Below are 15,872 nucleotides of genomic sequence, written 5' to 3'. Positions count from 1 at the left end.
ATGAAACTACTGAACTGGTGACTTATCAATATGATCCTTTTGGTCGTCGTATTAGTAAAACCATTAATGGTGATATCACCTATTTTATTTATACCAATGAAGGTCTGATTGCTGAATTAGACCATCGCGGTCAGATGACTGTTGCCTATGGTTGGGTACCTGATACCGAATGGGGAACCAGTCCACTGTGGCAGGCAAGTTTAATCGCTGCTAACCAGACACTACAAACTGCGTCTTACCATTATCTGATTACAGATCATTTAGGTACACCCCAACTGGCCATTAACAATCAAGGCCAACAAACATGGAAAATGCACAGTGACGCCTTTGGTAATGCGGTATTAGATCCTAATAACCAAATTACCTTAAATTTACGTTTTCCAGGGCAATATTATGATAAAGAAACGGGACTTTCTTATAATTACTTTAGGGACTATAATCCCAAAATAGGGCGTTATATCCAAAGTGATCCGATAGGCTTAAATGGCGGAATAAATACCTTTAGTTATGCCAGTGGCAATCCGCTTTTATATCGAGATCCATATGGGAAAATTCCAATAGTTCCTGGCATAATGGGATGTATGGCAAACCCAAGTTGTGCAGCTCTTATGGTGGGAGCTGCGGCTGCCATTGGATTTGCTATAGATCATACTATTAACGAGTTATATAAATATAACCGTACATTACTTAATAATTATGATAAAGGCTATCCTTTCTGTGCCTCTGTTCCTGTCTCTATAGAGAGCAAGGTAAAAGATTATGACGATGATATACCCAGAAACCCTGACCCACGTTGTGATCCAGATGAAGAATTAAATACTCGTTATCATGAGTGGAAAAAACTGAGTGCAAAGAATGGATGCAAAGATCAAGGATTAACAGTAGAACAAATTGAAGAGAGAATAGAGATCAAGAAAAAATATTATGCAGCTAGAAAAAGACACCATGATTTTTGTTATCAAGGTGGTGATAAAAATCATAGAATGCAACTAATTCAGATAGATGAAGAAATAAAAAATTGTTATACCACTCGTGATAGATTAAGAAAGGAACTTCTAAGAAAGGAGCTTTTATGGTGAAAAAGGTAATAGCGCCTGAACAGGAAAAATATGATGCTATATATGAAGAAATATTATTCAATAAAATAGCGGATGCATTTTCTTGGCGAGAGCGTCCGAAAGATATGTGGGAATTAAGCTTTGAATATACCAAAATAATAATGCCTGATGATGAAATAGCGCTAAAACAATTTTTGGGTAAGAATTGGCAAGATATCACTTTTGATATATACGTAGACTATGTGGATGCTTTATATGCATTTACGCCATCAGCATATGCTTATTATTTACCTGGGTTACTCATCACTTCAGCTAAAGCTATAGATATAGCTATAGCTGAAGCTGAAGCTATAGCTAGAGCTGAAGCTGAAGCTGAGGCTAAAGCTAAAGCTATAGATATAGTTTTAGCTAGAACTAGAGCTAAAGCAAGAGCTAAAGCAAGAGCTATAACTAGAGCTGAAACTTTAGCTAAAGCAAGAGCTATAGAGGAGCAAAAAGCAAGGATTAAAGATTTTATAGATAGAATCGTATTTTGGATTATGGATTTTGAAGAAATACTGTCTAATAGTTATGACTTTGAACGCTGGGCAACATTAACCGTTGACGAATATTTAGCAGTTAAAGCTTGGCTAATATGGGTTACAAGAGAAGATACATATCAAGATGATGAAGATATATATCAAGATGATGAAAGTGTATGTCAAAATAATGTGATGAATGCTCTGATTAGCCTAGACAAGCTTATTGACCTTGTTAAGCAACGAGAAAAATGACGCTGTAAATAAATTTATATATTTGCCTATTTTTGAACTAAGCGAATGAGTAAAAAATAGGTAGATACAAAATAGACGAAAAAAGCCTACGAAAAATGGCAGCGAAGTAGGCATAGGTGTAAAAATACTAGGAGATTTAGATAAATTAACAGATTTTATAAATAATCTGGTGATTGAAACAAGCTGAGATATGGGGTTAACCCTAAAATAATTATATTATTCTAATGGTTAATAGGAATATAGAATATGTTAATGTTGTTGTTTCTTAATTGGTATTAATTACATATCCTAATTATTTACCTTTTAACAAGGTACACAACAAGCGAATTTTTGCCAATTAATTCTTTACATAAATAAACTGGCAATAAAAATAAAAAAGCCCTTAAATAAGGACCTTTTTAATATCCTTTACAGAATCGTTCTCTGGTAAACTCTAGAATGGAATATCGTCGTCAAAATCCATTGGAGGTTCGGGAGTCGCGGCTGGTTGTGTTGGTGTTGCTGGTGCACTTTGTGTTGTCGGGCGAGATTGAGCAGCTGGTGCAGATGAAAAATTATTTGCGCTTTGTCCCCAATTTTGTGAGCCATCATTGAAACTTTCGCCACTATTTCTTGAGTTTAAAATCTGTAAGGTACCACCAATTGGATTGATCACCACTTCTGTAGTATAACGATCTTGTCCTGACTGATCTTGCCATTTTCGAGTTTGTAATTGCCCTTCAAGATAAATTTGTGAACCTTTTTTTAAGTATTCGCCAGCAATTTCAGCTAATTTACCGAAAACAACAACGCGATGCCATTCAGTACGATCGCGGGTTTCACCAGTTTGCTTATCTTTCCATGATTCTGATGTTGCGACACTTAAATTAGCAACTGCATTACCATTAGACATGTAACGAACTTCTGGATCTTGTCCTAAGTTACCAACTAAAATGACTTTATTTATTCCTCGATTGGCCATTGTTAACTCCTAAAAATTGCATAAGTATTTAAGCTAAGTATTGTAACATGAGACTATAGTAATATCAGCGAATTTAATTCAATTAATGGAATATTGATCCCATTATGTAAAGATAGAGAAAGATTGGTCTAACCATAGGAATTTGTTACTTTAACGAGTATAATGCCAGATATTTGTTGATGTATTGTTCTAAACATTCCCTCTACTGGAGACCTTATGATTAATGCGTTTGGATTAAAAAACAAACAATTAGTAAAAATTAATGAAGGCGATATAAATAATGCGACTTGGGTTGATTTGATTGAACCAGAAGAAGCAGATCGTGATTTTGTTTTAACACATTTAGGACAAAACTTAGCAACGAGTATCGAGTTAGATGATATTGAGGCGTCAGCGCGTTTTTTTGAGGACAACGAAGGATTACATGTTCACTCTTTCTTTTTTTATGCAGATGCGGAAGACCGAGCAGGTAACTCAACAGTTGCATTTACTGTGCACAATGGACGTCTATTTACTTTGCGTGAGCGTGATCTTCCAGCCTTTCGTTTGTATCGCATGCGTTCTCGTTATCAAAGCATGAACGATGGAAATCCTTATGAAGTATTACTTGATTTGTTTGAAGTTAAAGTTGAACAATTAGCCGATCAAATCGAAAATATTTATAGTGAATTAGAAGAGTTAAGTTTAATTATTATGGATCGCTCTGCGCAAGAACATTATGATGAAGCGATCACCTCATTAGCTGAGCTTGAAGATACTGCTTGGAAAGTACGACTTTGTTTAATGGATAGTCAACGAGCAGTTAACTATTTAGTTCGTCGAGCAAAAATGCCAGTAGAACAACTCGAACAAGCTCGTGAGGTGATTCGCGATATTGAGTCACTTGTTCCGCATAATGAATCATTATTTCAAAAAGTAAATTTCTTAATGCAAGCTGCAACCAGCTTCATTAATATTGAACAAAGTCGAATTATTAAGATTTTCTCAGTTGTGTCGGTTGTGTTTTTACCACCAACAGTGGTTGCTTCTGCTTATGGTATGAACTTTGAATTTATGCCTGAATTAAAATGGGAGTACGGTTATCCGTTTTCATTACTATTAATGTTACTAGCGGGTGTTGCGCCTTATATTTATTTTAAACTTAAAAAGTGGTTGTAGATTTTGGTTATTTAAAATTTTATCCGCTAACTCGGTTTAGCGGAGCCTCATATAAGCAATATCAATTAAGGTAAATTAGTTAAATTATTATAAATATTTGATAATATTACCTATTACGCTTTCAGTATGATGAATAAAAAGCTTACTATTAAAATAATTAATTTATCATAAAAGGGAACAACATGAGTCAATATGCACTAGTCACAGATATTGGTGGTACCAATGCTCGTTTTGCGTTGTATGATTTAGCAACTAACGAGTTATCTGCAATCACTAAAATTCTTATCTCAAAAAATGATATATTATTAACATTAATTAAAGACTATTTAGCATCCCAATCAGTAACCGTTGAGATGGCTTGTATTGCAATTGCTTGCCCGATTGATGATGAGGATGTGATCAATATGACTAATAATGATTTGTCATTTTCGCGTTCTGAATTAATTCAAGCATTGAATCTTATAAAACTTGAGGTGATTAATGATTTTACAGCAGTGTCAATGTCGATACCTCTTTTATCAAAAGAAGATTTAATCAAAATTGGTGGTGACGAACCTAACCTAAATTACCCTATTGCAATTTATGGTGCAGGTACAGGGTTAGGCGTGTCTCATTTAATAAAAATTAAGCAGCATTGGATTAGTTTATCTGGAGAGGGCGGTCATACCGAATTGCCGATGACCAGTGAAGATGAAGATCGTATTTTAGATCAGCTAAGAAAAAAGTTTGGACGAGTTTCGACCGAACGTTTCCTATCAGGAAATGGTATTGTTAATATTTATCAAGCGCTATTGCAAATTAATGAACAACCTATAGAAGCACTTACGCCAGACATTATTGTTAAAAATGCCTTGTCAAAAAGTTGTCCGCTCTGTTTGCAAACTCTAATGTATTTTTGTACTTTTATGGGACGATTTGGCGGTAATTTGGCTTTAACACTAAATACTCAAGGTGGTGTTTATATTGCTGGGGGGATTGTGCCACGTTTTATCGAATTTTTTAAATCATCACCATTTAGAAAGGCATTTGAACATAAAGGACGCATGTCTTATTTAGTTAAAAAAATTCCTGTTTATGTGATAACTCATGAAGATCCAGGGCTATTGGGTGCAGGTGTTTATTTGCAAAACAGTCTTAAGTAAGGTTTATTAATAAGGTTTTATTTTATGATGTGGTGTTATATTTACCGAAGTACTAAAAAAGAAAATTGCTATTTGTATATGGAACATGAAAATGACTTTTCAAGTATTCCAGAAAAAATACTTTCTATTTTTGGTTCGCCGGTATTTGTGATGAAAGTATTACTTGATGGTAAACGGCGTTTTGTGGTCGGTACTTCGGATGAAATTGAAGAAAAAATAAAGACAGATGGTTTTTTCTTGCAGATGTTAAAAGAAGATGATTTTAAAGTATGATTGAACCATTTTGGGAATCTAAAACATTAGATCAAATGAGCGATGATGAATGGGAACAGCTTTGTGATGGCTGTGGCCAATGTTGTCTTAATAAGTTAATGGACGAAGATACCGACGAAATATTGTATACCAATGTGGCTTGTAATTTACTTGATTCTAAGACTTGTCAATGCAAACATTATCATAATCGTTTTAAATATGAACCCGATTGTATTAAGCTAACACGTGAAAATCTGTTTATCATTGAATGGTTACCACCAACTTGTACTTATCGTTATTTTTCTGAAACAGGGCAACTGCCTCATTGGCACCCACTAATTACGGGAAATAAGAAACTTATGCATAAGCTGAAAATATCCGTTAAAAATCGCATTGTTTATGAAAAAGATGTAATTTGTTGGGAAGATCATATTATTTAAAAAGAGAGCTATTGTTTTCTCAGATTGTTGATAAGTTTCGCTATTATTTAAATCTAACATAGTGCTACCAAGGATATTTTATAAAAGCATTTAAGTGAAAAATTTAATAAAATAAATTATTTAACTGACTGTTTTATTAAAATAAGACTGCTTTTTATTTTGTAGGCAATTAGGGCGTAACAGTTGGATTTAAAGCGATTGGCTTGCTAGTTCGCGAATAAACTCAAAATCAGTGGTATTTACAATGTTAAGAACAAAATGATTTTGTGGAAAGGTTTGTTCTCTTTTTTATGTTTATTGAATGTATTTTTCAGTATTGGCAATACCTTTGATTATTTTGCACTTATCTATTAGATAAAAAACTCGCTAAAAAGCGAGCTCTTTCTCAACAACCTAAAAAAGTTTTCTCTCTGTTATTTGAACTTAAAGTATAAGCCATAGATATCCAACAATATCGATAGCAAACATATTTAAAAACATCAAAATAAATACGAAAATCATAAATGAGATATCAATCATACCTATAGGGGGGACTATGCGACGGATTGGCGATATAAGAGGTTCTGTTAACTGAGCAAGCAATTCATCTGCACCCGATTGTCCTCGACTTACCCAACTCGAAATTGCTCGAAATAGTAATAACCAAAATAATAAATATCCAAATGCATGCACTATGGCGGCAATAGCATATAAAAGGTATTCATAAGACCAAATTGGTTTATTCATCATGCCATAATAGTAAATAAAAACGATCTTCATAACAGCAACAAAGTACAAAAGAACCCATGTGGCGGTATCCATACGCTTAATCGAAGGAATAACTTTACGTAATGGGCCAATAATAGGTTGGGTTATTTTGACAATAAATTGGGTAAATGGATTATAAAAATTTACACGTGCAGTTTGCATCCATAAACGCAAAATTAAGATATATAGGCATAACGTTAAAATAGTTTTTCCCAAAAAATAAAGTGATGTCATTTAAGACTCCTTAATATAAACTCTTTTGGCAATATATCACAAATATTGCCTTGCTCCAAAGATTGCCGTCCCAATGCGAACCATAGTACTACCAGCAACAATCGCAGCTTGCATATCGCCACTCATCCCCATAGATAATGTATCCATAAATGGGTAATCCGCCTGTAATGATTGCAGAAGTTGTTGCATTTGCTTGAAAGTATCTAATTGTTTATCAAAATCATTTTCTATTTCAGGAATAGCCATTAAACCACGTAAATTTAAATTTGGTAGCGTGATAATCTGTTGCACTAAATCAGCAATTTCCTCAGGAGCCACCCCCGATTTACTGGCTTCTTGACTAATATTAACTTGAATTAAAACATTGAGTTTGTTCATATTAGCAGGGCGCTGATCGTTTAAACGCTGTGCGATTTTAAATCGATCAATGGTGTGCATCCAGTCAAAGTGTTCAGCGACTAATTTGCTTTTATTGGATTGTAACGGACCAATAAAATGCCATGTAAGTGCACTATTTGGCATGATTTGTTTGAAATATTGAATCTTTTCTATGCCTTCTTGCACATAGTTTTCACCAAATGCGGATTGACCCGCATTTATGGCTTCGGTGATTTGTTGTACAGATTTGGTTTTGCTGACGGCAATAAGTTCTATTGTATTGGGATTGCGTTCGCACTTTAATGCAATTTTCTCAATTTCTTTTTTAATAACAATTAAATTGTCTTGTATTGTATTCATGTTAATTCCCAATTGGTAATTAGTAGGTAAAGTTTAATGTTAAACTCAATTTTGGCTCTTAGTGTAACGCAAAATGCGTCAGATTTGCACCTTTCAAGTGGCACAGCACCATGCATTCGAGTGAATGGGCAATTACATTTTTTGTCTGAAGAAAAATTATCGCCATTACAACTCGAAATAGAATTATTTAATTTACTGGAACAATCACAAATTGATACCTTTAAACAAAGTGGACAACTTGATTTTGCTTATCAATTGGCAGAAATAGGAAGATTTAGGGTAAATATTTTCTATCAACAGCGCGGCATTTCAGCAGTATTTCGTGTTATTAATCATCGTATTCCGACCTTATCACAAATTAATGCGCCTGCTATTTTTAGAAAGCTTGCTACAATTGACTCAGGGATTATTCTTATAACAGGTACAACAGGAAGTGGTAAATCGACGACTTTAGCATCATTAATTCAATATATAAATTCGACTGTCGCTAAGCATATTATTACTTTAGAAGATCCAATTGAATATATTTACCAAAATGATAAATCATTAATTCAGCAATGCGAGGTGGCAAATTTTGAAAGTGCTATCGATAGCCTTTTACGACAAGATCCCGATATCATATTGCTAGGTGAACTACGCAATCAACACTCAATCCAAGCAGCATTAACAGCTGCTGAAACAGGTCATTTAGTTTTTGCCACTTTGCATACTCACTCTGCTATTCAGACCATTAATCGTATTATTGACGTATTTGAAGATAGTTCACGAGGTTTTATTCGCACGCAATTATCAACTAGTTTAAGGGCAGTTATAAGTCAAAAATTAGTTCCAGATAATAATGGACGTAAAGCTTTATTTGAAATACTGATTAATACTCCAGCCGTTAGTAATTTGATCAATGAAGGCAAAACGAAGCAGATCTTCTCACTTATGCAGACTGGGCAGCAGTATGGTATGCAAATTATGGTGGATCAGTAATTTATTAAATTGAAATTCTGTTTGATTGTAAACCAATTTTATCTATTTACCTATATAGTTCAAAGAATCTTTACAAATTTTAACAAAAAAATTGGCGTATTTACTTTAATAAACATTCCTGCAAATGCTAATTTTCTTATTTAATAAAAAGTAAAATATCTAACAAATATTAGCCACACGCTTTAATAGAAATTGAATTTAGATTTAATGAAATAGAACATGATAAATAATAACAGAATGATGAGATAAATGGGATATAACAAAATAAACAGGGAAATAATGAAATTGTTTTTTGAAAGAGTGTTACAAAATATGAAATAAAAAATTGCCTAAAAAATTTCGCCCTTGTGATATTGGTATAGCTTACGGTAGCCTATGCCCATTTTTGACATTGATCCAAGGGCTTCTTCGCCAAAGTTTTGCAAATTGTTGATATCTTCATTTGCTTTAGGTGCCGAAGTTCCAAGTAATTTACAAAACTCTTCCCATGTCCCAGTAAAACCGCGACCGTCGCGGTCTTTCATTCCTGCAATTGATTGATATAATTTATTTTCTTTAACATAGGCCATTTTAGAAATCGCGACTGTCGCGGTAAATTTACAAAAAGCATCTGCCATTTTGGCCTGACCTAATAACTGATTTAGTAAATCACGATCATCGTTATATTCGCTTTGAATGCTTGTCATGGTATTCATAGTTTCCGTTATACCTTGCTCATCAATTGCAGGTAGTTCAATTGATTCTTTTGTGGGGTGGGGTTTGCTTTGCGTACCATATTTTTGACTTCTAATTTAATTTATTAACACTTTGTAAGTGCTTTAATTTGCGATATTGGTGTAATTCACGGTAAACGATACCCATGCGAGACATGGATTCTAGTGCTTCTTCTCCAAGTGAATGTAAATTTGCTATCGCTTTGTTTGCATGTTTGGAGTCCAGCCAAGTAACTTACAAAAACCTTCCCATGTGTTTTTTGAAGACGCATCTTCACTTTTATTATTTGCAATATACTGATATAGCTTATTTTCTTTTAAAGAAGATAATTTAGAAATGAAGACGGTATTCGAAAATTTAGCAAACGCATCAGCCATTTGGGATTGACCTAACAATTGATTAACTAGATCCCGTTCTTCGTTATATTCACTTTGAATCGTAGTCATAGTATTCATTACATCATTAATCTTGCTCATCAATTGCAGGTAGTTCAATTGATTGTTTTGTGGGGTTTGCTTTGCGTACCATATTTTTGACTTCTAATTTAATTTATTAACCCTTTGTAAGTGCTTTAATTTGCGATATTGGCGTAATTCACGGTAAACGATACCCATGCGAGACATAGATTTTAGGGATTCTTCAACAAATGATTGTAAATTTTGAATATCTAAATCTACTTTATAGACGGATAGATTAAGTAAATTACAAAAATCATCCCATGTTCCTGAAAATTCCGAACCGTTCGGAGTTTTCTTTTCTTTAACTAATTGATATGATTTGTTTTGATTTATAAATACTAATTTAGAAATCCGAACCGTTCGGAAATATGAAAATAAAGACAGGCTTGATTTTTGATATGTAAAACCCAACCGTTTGGCTTACCTATTATTAAAAGTGCTGACGGTCAGCACTTTTCAAATAAATAAACTTTGATTAATAATTATTTTTCAATATATTATTGCTGACTGTCAGCTGTTTTTTGTCCAAATACGCCAACGCAGATACTTTTTAATTAATAAAGTTGATTAATAATAATTTATTATTTAAAACCTCCGACCATCGAGGATTTTAATCTACTTATCTCGCTCTAAACGCTGTCTGCAAGCCTCTTTTACCCAACTAGCAAAAGATTCTTGTTTGTTTGCTATTTGCCCCCTAATTTCCTCTAGTAATTCATCTTCAAAACGGATTGTTTGTCTTGTGCTGTTTGTTCTTTCGTATGATTTTTTATTTTTCTCTTGCATTGGTGCGAACCAGTATGATAAATTATAGTTGATGGTTCGAACCATTATAACGTGAAGATTAAAAAACACAATGCCTCGAAGTGCTACCAACACTATCGAGGCATCTAACCACAAACATTACAAGGGATAATGAGTATGGCTATTCGCAATAATACCGTATCGCCTACATTTGGGCAAAATAAAATTTTTACTTTTCTAACAGTGAATACACTTCCTAGATTACAACGTATTCAAGTTCGCGCCAAAAACGAGGCAGAAGCTAGAGCTATGTACGCCAAAGTCGGGGTTGAATTGATTCTAATTATTCGTCAAATGGAGGTGGTAGCATGAGCAAGCAACCAATACATAACAGCTTAACTTATATCTTATCTGATGATGACTTTGAGCGTATTCAGGATAATATTGATTTTTTGCGTTTGATTGTTGATTGTGCCGGCAGTCAAGGTACCCGTAAGGATATTACCATTAATACTAATGCATTTTGCACATCCTTAGGCAAAATCGAAGATAATTTAAGAAATATTATTAATAATTTAGTTAAAACGAAAACAGCATGATTTGATAACTGCAAATCTAAATATATCAAATGGGCTTAAATCGCATTTTAAGCCTTTTTCTATCAATTCTGCCCAAATGTATCAATCATTAATTTAATCGCTTTATAAACGTTTTATAATAATTTTTAGCGCCTATTTTTCTTTAGCTTTTATTTACCCGCTCTCATCTTTAACCGTTTTGATTGTCCACTATTTATCTGCCCTTGTTCATATTACATTCATTGCACGCCTGTTTAATATGTCCTTGTTCCAACAAATTATCTAAAAGAGGGCAATTTAATGATTATGAATAGAATGGAAATTAAACGCCATGAATTACTCACTCATGTTTCAAAGCAGGTTGCAAAAGAAGCATTTGATTTTGGTATGCCAGAAGAAATCGCTTCCCAATTAGGTTGTAATGTTGCCAGTGCAATTGCTGAGCTTTTTGGCGGTCAAAATTTTACTTTCCCGAAAGACTACTCTTTCAAAATTAGTCAACGGGATGCACAAATTTATCATGAGTTTAAAGGTAATAACTACCACGAACTTAGCCAAAAATATCGGATGACAGAGCGAGGTATTCGCAAAGTGATTACAAGAGTAAAACAAAAAATAACGACTCCATTAGCTCAAAAGGACGCTCAAGATGCCTAAACTACGTAATTTTGAAATATTTAAACCTGGTACGTTTACCGCAATGGACGGTAGAAAATTCACTTTTACTGAGCAAGATTTGCATGAAATAGCCGACAGCTATGACCCTAATCTTTATCAAGCTAATTTAACGCTTGGGCACCCTAAAAATAATTTACCTGATTTAGGAGCGGTTCATCATGTCTACATGTACCAAGGTAAGTTGTTTGCTTGTGCTGAGTTCGCCGACGAATTAGCCGAGGCAATCCATAAAGGTACTTATAAAAATCGTTCTGCTTCGTTTTACTTACCTCATTCACCTGAAAACCCAGTAAAAGGCAAAAGATACTTACGCCATATTGGCTTTTTAGGTGCTATGCCACCAGCAGTGAAAGGGCTTGCAAGTATTGACTTTTCAGAAAGTGGATTTGAAAGCTCAATCAATTTTGCTTCGAGTGGGGAATTTATTGATTTAACAGATTATCGACATTGTGACACTCAAAACACAATACGAGTAAAACAAAAAGACGGCACAATCAAAACGGGCTTTATATGGCGCGGTGAGATTTTGTATATCTAATCACGGCAAATAATCAAACAAGGCTTATTAGCCTTTATTTTTAATCACATTGAGGATATTTATATGCAACACCCATTTACTCCAGATACATTTTTAAGTGCTATTGCACTTGCTTACCGTAACACTGATTTAATAGCAGATGAAATTATGCCACGCTCACCTGTCGATAAATATGATTTTGCATGGACAAAATATGACATAGCCGAGCGTTTTACTATTCCATCAACTCTAGTGGGACGAAAGTCTAGACCCAATCAAATCGATTATAAAACAACAGAAGAAAAATCTTCTGTTGAAGATTATGGACTTGACTCTTCTGTACCGCAAGCAGATATTGATAACGCTAAAAGTAATTACAACCCATTAGCTCATGCAGCTGAGGCAACAACCGATTTAATCTTATTAGATCGTGAAGTTCGTGTAGCCAATATGGTATTTAACCCTGAAAACTATACAACAAGCAATCAAAAAATACTATCAGGTTCAACCCAATGGAGTAATAACAGCAGTTCGCCATTAACGGATATATCCCATGCTTTGGATTCCATGATTGTTCGAGCTAATGTATTAGTTCTTGGTAATGATGTCGCCTCGCGTTTATGTCAACATCCTAAAGTTGTTCGTGCATTTAATGGTAGTACCGGTGAAGATGGTATTGTTCCGATTGAATTTTTGCGTGAAATTTTACGTTTAGAGCAAATTTATATTGGCACTTCATGGGTTAACATGATTAAACCTGGTAAGGAACCAGTACTACAACGCGTTTGGGGTAACCACGCTTCATTGTTATATATTAATAAGAAAGCAACAACCCAAAGTGGCGTAACATGGGGATTGACTGCTCAATTTGGTGATCGTGTATCAGGAACAATCCCAGAGCCTAATATGGGACTTCGTGGCGGTCAAATGGTTCGAGTTGGCGAATCAGTAAAAGAAATATGTGTAGCTAAACATGCTGGATATTTCTTCCAAGATGCAATTGCCTAATGACTAAGTTATAGGAGTAATTATCTATGAAACTACCAAAGTTAAACGGGTTATTGTCAATGAAAAAAGACATTAAAACCGTTTCGCAAATAAAAGATAACATCCAAAGGGATTTGGATATTATCCGCAATCGCATTACTTCATTGGCTAATGAGTGGGATAAGATATTCTTTCAACCATTAAACAAAACTGATGCACTCAAAAAAGACTTGCTTGCAATTGATAACCTTCATTTGGCATTAAAGGATAACTTAAAATCCAATATTTTGGAGCGCCACAATAGTGTTTTTGCTAATCCAAGAAAGGATCAATACTATATTAATGGCGCTTATGAAATATTGTTAAGTGATAAACAAGCAAGCGAGTACCATATTGCGGTCATTGCTAATTTTTTCAAAAGTCCTTATCAAACATTAGCATTGTTTAATGTTAATGAGGCAAAAAGAATTGTAACAGAGGTTTATGATTCTATTTCGGATCATGATTGGCAAGTAAAGAACGCTAGTGATATGGAAAAATCAGCTATTCGACTAAAAGAAATTCAAGCCGAACAGAATGAACTTAAGCAACTGGAGCAGAATATTCTTGTAGAAGCACAAGAAAACAATATTAACGTCCAATAACCACTAAGCCCAAGTAAAAATATTTGGGCTTAGTTATTTTGAAGTATAGGTAATAAAAAATTTTCATTTCTATTTAAGCTGAAGCGCCCTCAAGATCAGCTATCAACTGGGTATCTAATATTGAATTTCCTGTTAACTCGTGAAGTTGAAAACGTGTATACGCTACACGGCTAACAGATTGCAATTCTCGTTGTTCTACGTAGCGAAAAGCACGAACTACTTCGTTACAGAAAATATTGATTTTATCTTGTGGCACAAAATTATAACGCCCCTGTATTACCATCGCATGTCCCATAGCCTCTGTGTCTGAAATACTTCGATTATCACGAATCTGCTTACGCAATACAGCACGACCAATTGCCAATAAAATACTATCTGCAAAAAATCCGCTTGCTTGTTTTGACATTATTTTCCTTCCCGTAATATAAATAAAACTAGTTGAAAATATGACTTGATTCTGTTATTCAAGCCAACCTAGAATAACAGATATAATTGTAATTTATGTAGAAAATATGTCAAACTGAATACAGTTAATTCAATATAAGTAATTCCTTTTCATATACAGAAAATCCAAAACATCTCAATTATCAAGCAATTTTAACTTCAATTATCGCGTTCTGCTTCAATTTAAAAATACTTGTGAATATAGTTAACAATAAACTATTTTGGTAAAAGTTGGGTTTTGGATCAAAAAATATTCTATAATTGTCAACAAGTATAGATACTAAAAGTGATTAATAAATGGAACAAAAAATTGGTTTTATTGGTTTAGGAAACATGGGCACGGCAATTTTGCAAGGCATTTTGGGCAGTAATATTGTATCAGGAACACAGCTTTATGTTTATGATCCTCATTTAGAAAAAGGTCAAGCGCTTAATCAAACTTATTCAGTTAATAATCTGGATTCAGCAAGAGATGTTGTTCGTGAGTCAGATATTGTATTGGTTGCGGTTAAACCTAATGTGATTGTTGATGTGCTTAATGATATTCAAAAAGAATTAAAAAGAGATACTATCGTTATTTCAATTGCTGCTGGTGTCACTATTAAGACAATTGCAAAATGTGTGGGCTATGAGCAAAAAATTGTTCGCGTTATGCCAAATACCCCAGCGCTTGTCAATGCCGCTATGTGCTCAATTACACCGAATTCTGAAATTACCCATAAAGAGTTGTCAATAGTACAAACATTATTAAATTGCATTGGCAAAACTGAGATTGTTCCTGAATCTTTAATCGATGCAGTTATTGGCGCAAGTGGATCTTCGCCAGCGTTTGTGTTTATGTTTATTGAAGCTTTAGCTGATGGTGCAGTTAAAGGCGGATTATCAAGAAAACAAGCCTATAAATTTGCTGCACAAGCAGTTTTGGGTTCGGCAAAACTATTATTAGAAACAGGTAAACATCCAGGTGAATTAAAAGATATGGTTTGTTCACCTGCGGGCACTACGATTGAAGGGGTACAAATGCTTGAAGCTAAAGGATTTAGATCAGCGGTAATTGATGCTGTAGAGGCAACAATTAATAAATCTAAAGAGCTTGCAGAAAAATAAATATAAAATTTAGTTATATTTAAAATATTAAAATTTATCAAATAACTATGATGATATTGTCAATCAAGAGATATGATTAAATCTAAATCATGATTGAACTTGTGTAATATAGAAAATGTGCAGGATAAAGCGTAAATAAAACATCTTTCTTTTGCCATTGGCTGAATTAAATTAATAATAAAATAACAAAGTATTGTACGTACTAATATTGACGAAGCCGAGATTATACCAGAATATTTAATTGATGCTGTTATTCGTGTAGCTAGACAACTTTCTCTTTTTTGTTGATATTTATTGCGAAGTTAGCTGATAACACTGTTAAATTCAGTTATTCCAAAAAATAAGTTATAAATTTATAATGTTATGCAATTGAATTAACAATTATGAATTGTTCTATTTCAGTACTATTAACAAATCTTTCAAAAGATTTCTTGCATTAGTTATTTTTTTATGCGTAAATAGAACTAAGCATACGACATGCGGATTTATTTTGTAACATTTAGATATATGTAGTTTGTAG

Annotated in this window: 21 protein-coding genes; 14 read left to right on the top strand and 7 right to left on the bottom strand. The window is 33.8% G+C overall.

Translation table 11 applies throughout. The features are described from left to right. Both ACYIAM_RS12290 and ACYIAM_RS12285 read left to right on the top strand, forming a co-directional pair. The coding region (locus ACYIAM_RS12290) for an RHS repeat domain-containing protein (protein ID WP_483748465.1) at nt 1–1,079 on the top strand (1,079 nt) is incomplete at its 5' end. Continuing rightward, nucleotides 1,073–1,831 carry a hypothetical protein gene (locus tag ACYIAM_RS12285; protein WP_483748464.1) on the top strand — a complete coding sequence of 253 codons (759 nt, stop codon included), beginning with the start codon at nt 1,073–1,075 and terminating at the stop codon, nt 1,829–1,831. The genes ACYIAM_RS12290 and ACYIAM_RS12285, both read left to right, overlap by 7 nt. Before the next feature lie 433 nt (nt 1,832–2,264). On the opposite strand, the gene ACYIAM_RS12280 is transcribed toward ACYIAM_RS12285, so the two are convergent. Then, nucleotides 2,265–2,792, bottom strand: coding sequence for a single-stranded DNA-binding protein (locus tag ACYIAM_RS12280; RefSeq protein ID WP_483748463.1), 528 nt, complete (start codon nt 2,790–2,792; stop codon nt 2,265–2,267). A gap of 216 nt (nt 2,793–3,008) precedes the next feature. Between ACYIAM_RS12280 and corA the strand changes: the two genes are divergently transcribed. From corA to ACYIAM_RS12260, 4 genes are all read left to right on the top strand, one after another. After that, on the top strand, nt 3,009–3,950 hold the full coding sequence (gene corA / locus ACYIAM_RS12275; RefSeq protein WP_160431013.1) for a magnesium/cobalt transporter CorA: 942 nt from the start codon (nt 3,009–3,011) through the stop codon (nt 3,948–3,950). Between the two features lie 182 nt (nt 3,951–4,132). Beyond that, on the top strand, nt 4,133–5,092 hold the full coding sequence (locus ACYIAM_RS12270; RefSeq protein WP_483748462.1) for a glucokinase: 960 nt from the start codon (nt 4,133–4,135) through the stop codon (nt 5,090–5,092). Between the two features lie 24 nt (nt 5,093–5,116). Then, entirely contained in the window at nt 5,117–5,365 is a 249-nt protein-coding gene (locus ACYIAM_RS12265; protein ID WP_081303153.1) for a YcgL domain-containing protein, read from the top strand. Further along, nucleotides 5,362–5,784, top strand: a complete 423-nt coding sequence (locus ACYIAM_RS12260) for a YcgN family cysteine cluster protein (protein WP_483748461.1) — start codon at nt 5,362–5,364, stop codon at nt 5,782–5,784. Before ACYIAM_RS12265 ends, ACYIAM_RS12260 begins: the two co-directional genes overlap by 4 nt. 423 nt (nt 5,785–6,207) lie before the next feature. Here the strand turns inward: ACYIAM_RS12260 and ACYIAM_RS12255 are convergent, their stop codons facing one another. Continuing rightward, the gene (locus ACYIAM_RS12255; RefSeq protein ID WP_483748460.1) at nt 6,208–6,765 is read right to left on the bottom strand and encodes a YggT family protein; all 558 of its coding nucleotides are present in this window, start codon (nt 6,763–6,765) and stop codon (nt 6,208–6,210) included. A gap of 36 nt (nt 6,766–6,801) precedes the next feature. After that, nucleotides 6,802–7,503, bottom strand: coding sequence for a YggS family pyridoxal phosphate-dependent enzyme (locus ACYIAM_RS12250; protein WP_483748459.1), 702 nt, complete (start codon nt 7,501–7,503; stop codon nt 6,802–6,804). A 36-nt stretch (nt 7,504–7,539) separates the two neighbouring features. Between ACYIAM_RS12250 and ACYIAM_RS12245 the strand changes: the two genes are divergently transcribed. Beyond that, nucleotides 7,540–8,481: a type IV pilus twitching motility protein PilT gene (locus ACYIAM_RS12245; protein WP_483748458.1), complete on the top strand. Its 942-nt coding sequence runs from the start codon at nt 7,540–7,542 to the stop codon at nt 8,479–8,481. A gap of 329 nt (nt 8,482–8,810) precedes the next feature. Here ACYIAM_RS12245 and ACYIAM_RS12240 read toward each other — a convergent pair whose 3' ends face one another. From ACYIAM_RS12240 to ACYIAM_RS12230, 3 genes are all read right to left on the bottom strand, one after another. After that, nucleotides 8,811–9,176, bottom strand: a complete 366-nt coding sequence (locus tag ACYIAM_RS12240) for a hypothetical protein (protein WP_483748457.1) — start codon at nt 9,174–9,176, stop codon at nt 8,811–8,813. Nucleotides 9,177–9,389: 213 nt separating this feature from the next. Continuing rightward, nucleotides 9,390–9,650 (bottom strand): hypothetical protein, encoded by a 261-nt coding sequence (locus ACYIAM_RS12235; protein ID WP_483748456.1) that lies wholly within the window; start codon nt 9,648–9,650, stop codon nt 9,390–9,392. 618 nt (nt 9,651–10,268) lie between these two features. Beyond that, complete coding sequence (locus ACYIAM_RS12230; RefSeq protein ID WP_483558610.1) at nt 10,269–10,439, bottom strand: YlcI/YnfO family protein; 171 nt, start codon at nt 10,437–10,439, stop codon at nt 10,269–10,271. A gap of 135 nt (nt 10,440–10,574) precedes the next feature. Between ACYIAM_RS12230 and ACYIAM_RS12225 the strand changes: the two genes are divergently transcribed. From ACYIAM_RS12225 to ACYIAM_RS12200, 6 genes are all read left to right on the top strand, one after another. Then, nucleotides 10,575–10,769 carry a hypothetical protein gene (locus ACYIAM_RS12225; protein WP_174797636.1) on the top strand — a complete coding sequence of 65 codons (195 nt, stop codon included), beginning with the start codon at nt 10,575–10,577 and terminating at the stop codon, nt 10,767–10,769. Beyond that, entirely contained in the window at nt 10,766–10,996 is a 231-nt protein-coding gene (locus ACYIAM_RS12220) for a hypothetical protein (protein ID WP_065642129.1), read from the top strand. The genes ACYIAM_RS12225 and ACYIAM_RS12220 overlap by 4 nt, the downstream gene beginning before the upstream one ends. Before the next feature lie 279 nt (nt 10,997–11,275). Continuing rightward, nucleotides 11,276–11,632, top strand: coding sequence for a Mor transcription activator family protein (locus ACYIAM_RS12215; RefSeq protein ID WP_202985001.1), 357 nt, complete (start codon nt 11,276–11,278; stop codon nt 11,630–11,632). Beyond that, nucleotides 11,625–12,191: a hypothetical protein gene (locus tag ACYIAM_RS12210; protein WP_483558615.1), complete on the top strand. Its 567-nt coding sequence runs from the start codon at nt 11,625–11,627 to the stop codon at nt 12,189–12,191. Before ACYIAM_RS12215 ends, ACYIAM_RS12210 begins: the two co-directional genes overlap by 8 nt. A gap of 63 nt (nt 12,192–12,254) precedes the next feature. Beyond that, nucleotides 12,255–13,178 (top strand): phage capsid protein, encoded by a 924-nt coding sequence (locus tag ACYIAM_RS12205; RefSeq protein WP_483558617.1) that lies wholly within the window; start codon nt 12,255–12,257, stop codon nt 13,176–13,178. Between the two features lie 26 nt (nt 13,179–13,204). Beyond that, a complete protein-coding gene (locus tag ACYIAM_RS12200; RefSeq protein WP_174797639.1) occupies nt 13,205–13,801 on the top strand; it encodes a hypothetical protein in 597 nt (198 codons plus the stop codon). A gap of 73 nt (nt 13,802–13,874) precedes the next feature. On the opposite strand, the gene ACYIAM_RS12195 is transcribed toward ACYIAM_RS12200, so the two are convergent. Continuing rightward, complete coding sequence (locus tag ACYIAM_RS12195) at nt 13,875–14,207, bottom strand: hypothetical protein (protein ID WP_483748455.1); 333 nt, start codon at nt 14,205–14,207, stop codon at nt 13,875–13,877. A gap of 335 nt (nt 14,208–14,542) precedes the next feature. Here ACYIAM_RS12195 and proC point away from each other — a divergent pair, with 335 nt between their 5' ends. Continuing rightward, nucleotides 14,543–15,352 carry a pyrroline-5-carboxylate reductase gene (proC, locus tag ACYIAM_RS12190; RefSeq protein WP_174797246.1) on the top strand — a complete coding sequence of 270 codons (810 nt, stop codon included), beginning with the start codon at nt 14,543–14,545 and terminating at the stop codon, nt 15,350–15,352. Nucleotides 15,353–15,872: the final 520 nt, after the last annotated feature.

It is taken from the genome of Gilliamella sp. X-60, assembly GCF_057063585.1.
This window is presented reverse-complemented; position numbering and strand designations above follow the sequence as displayed.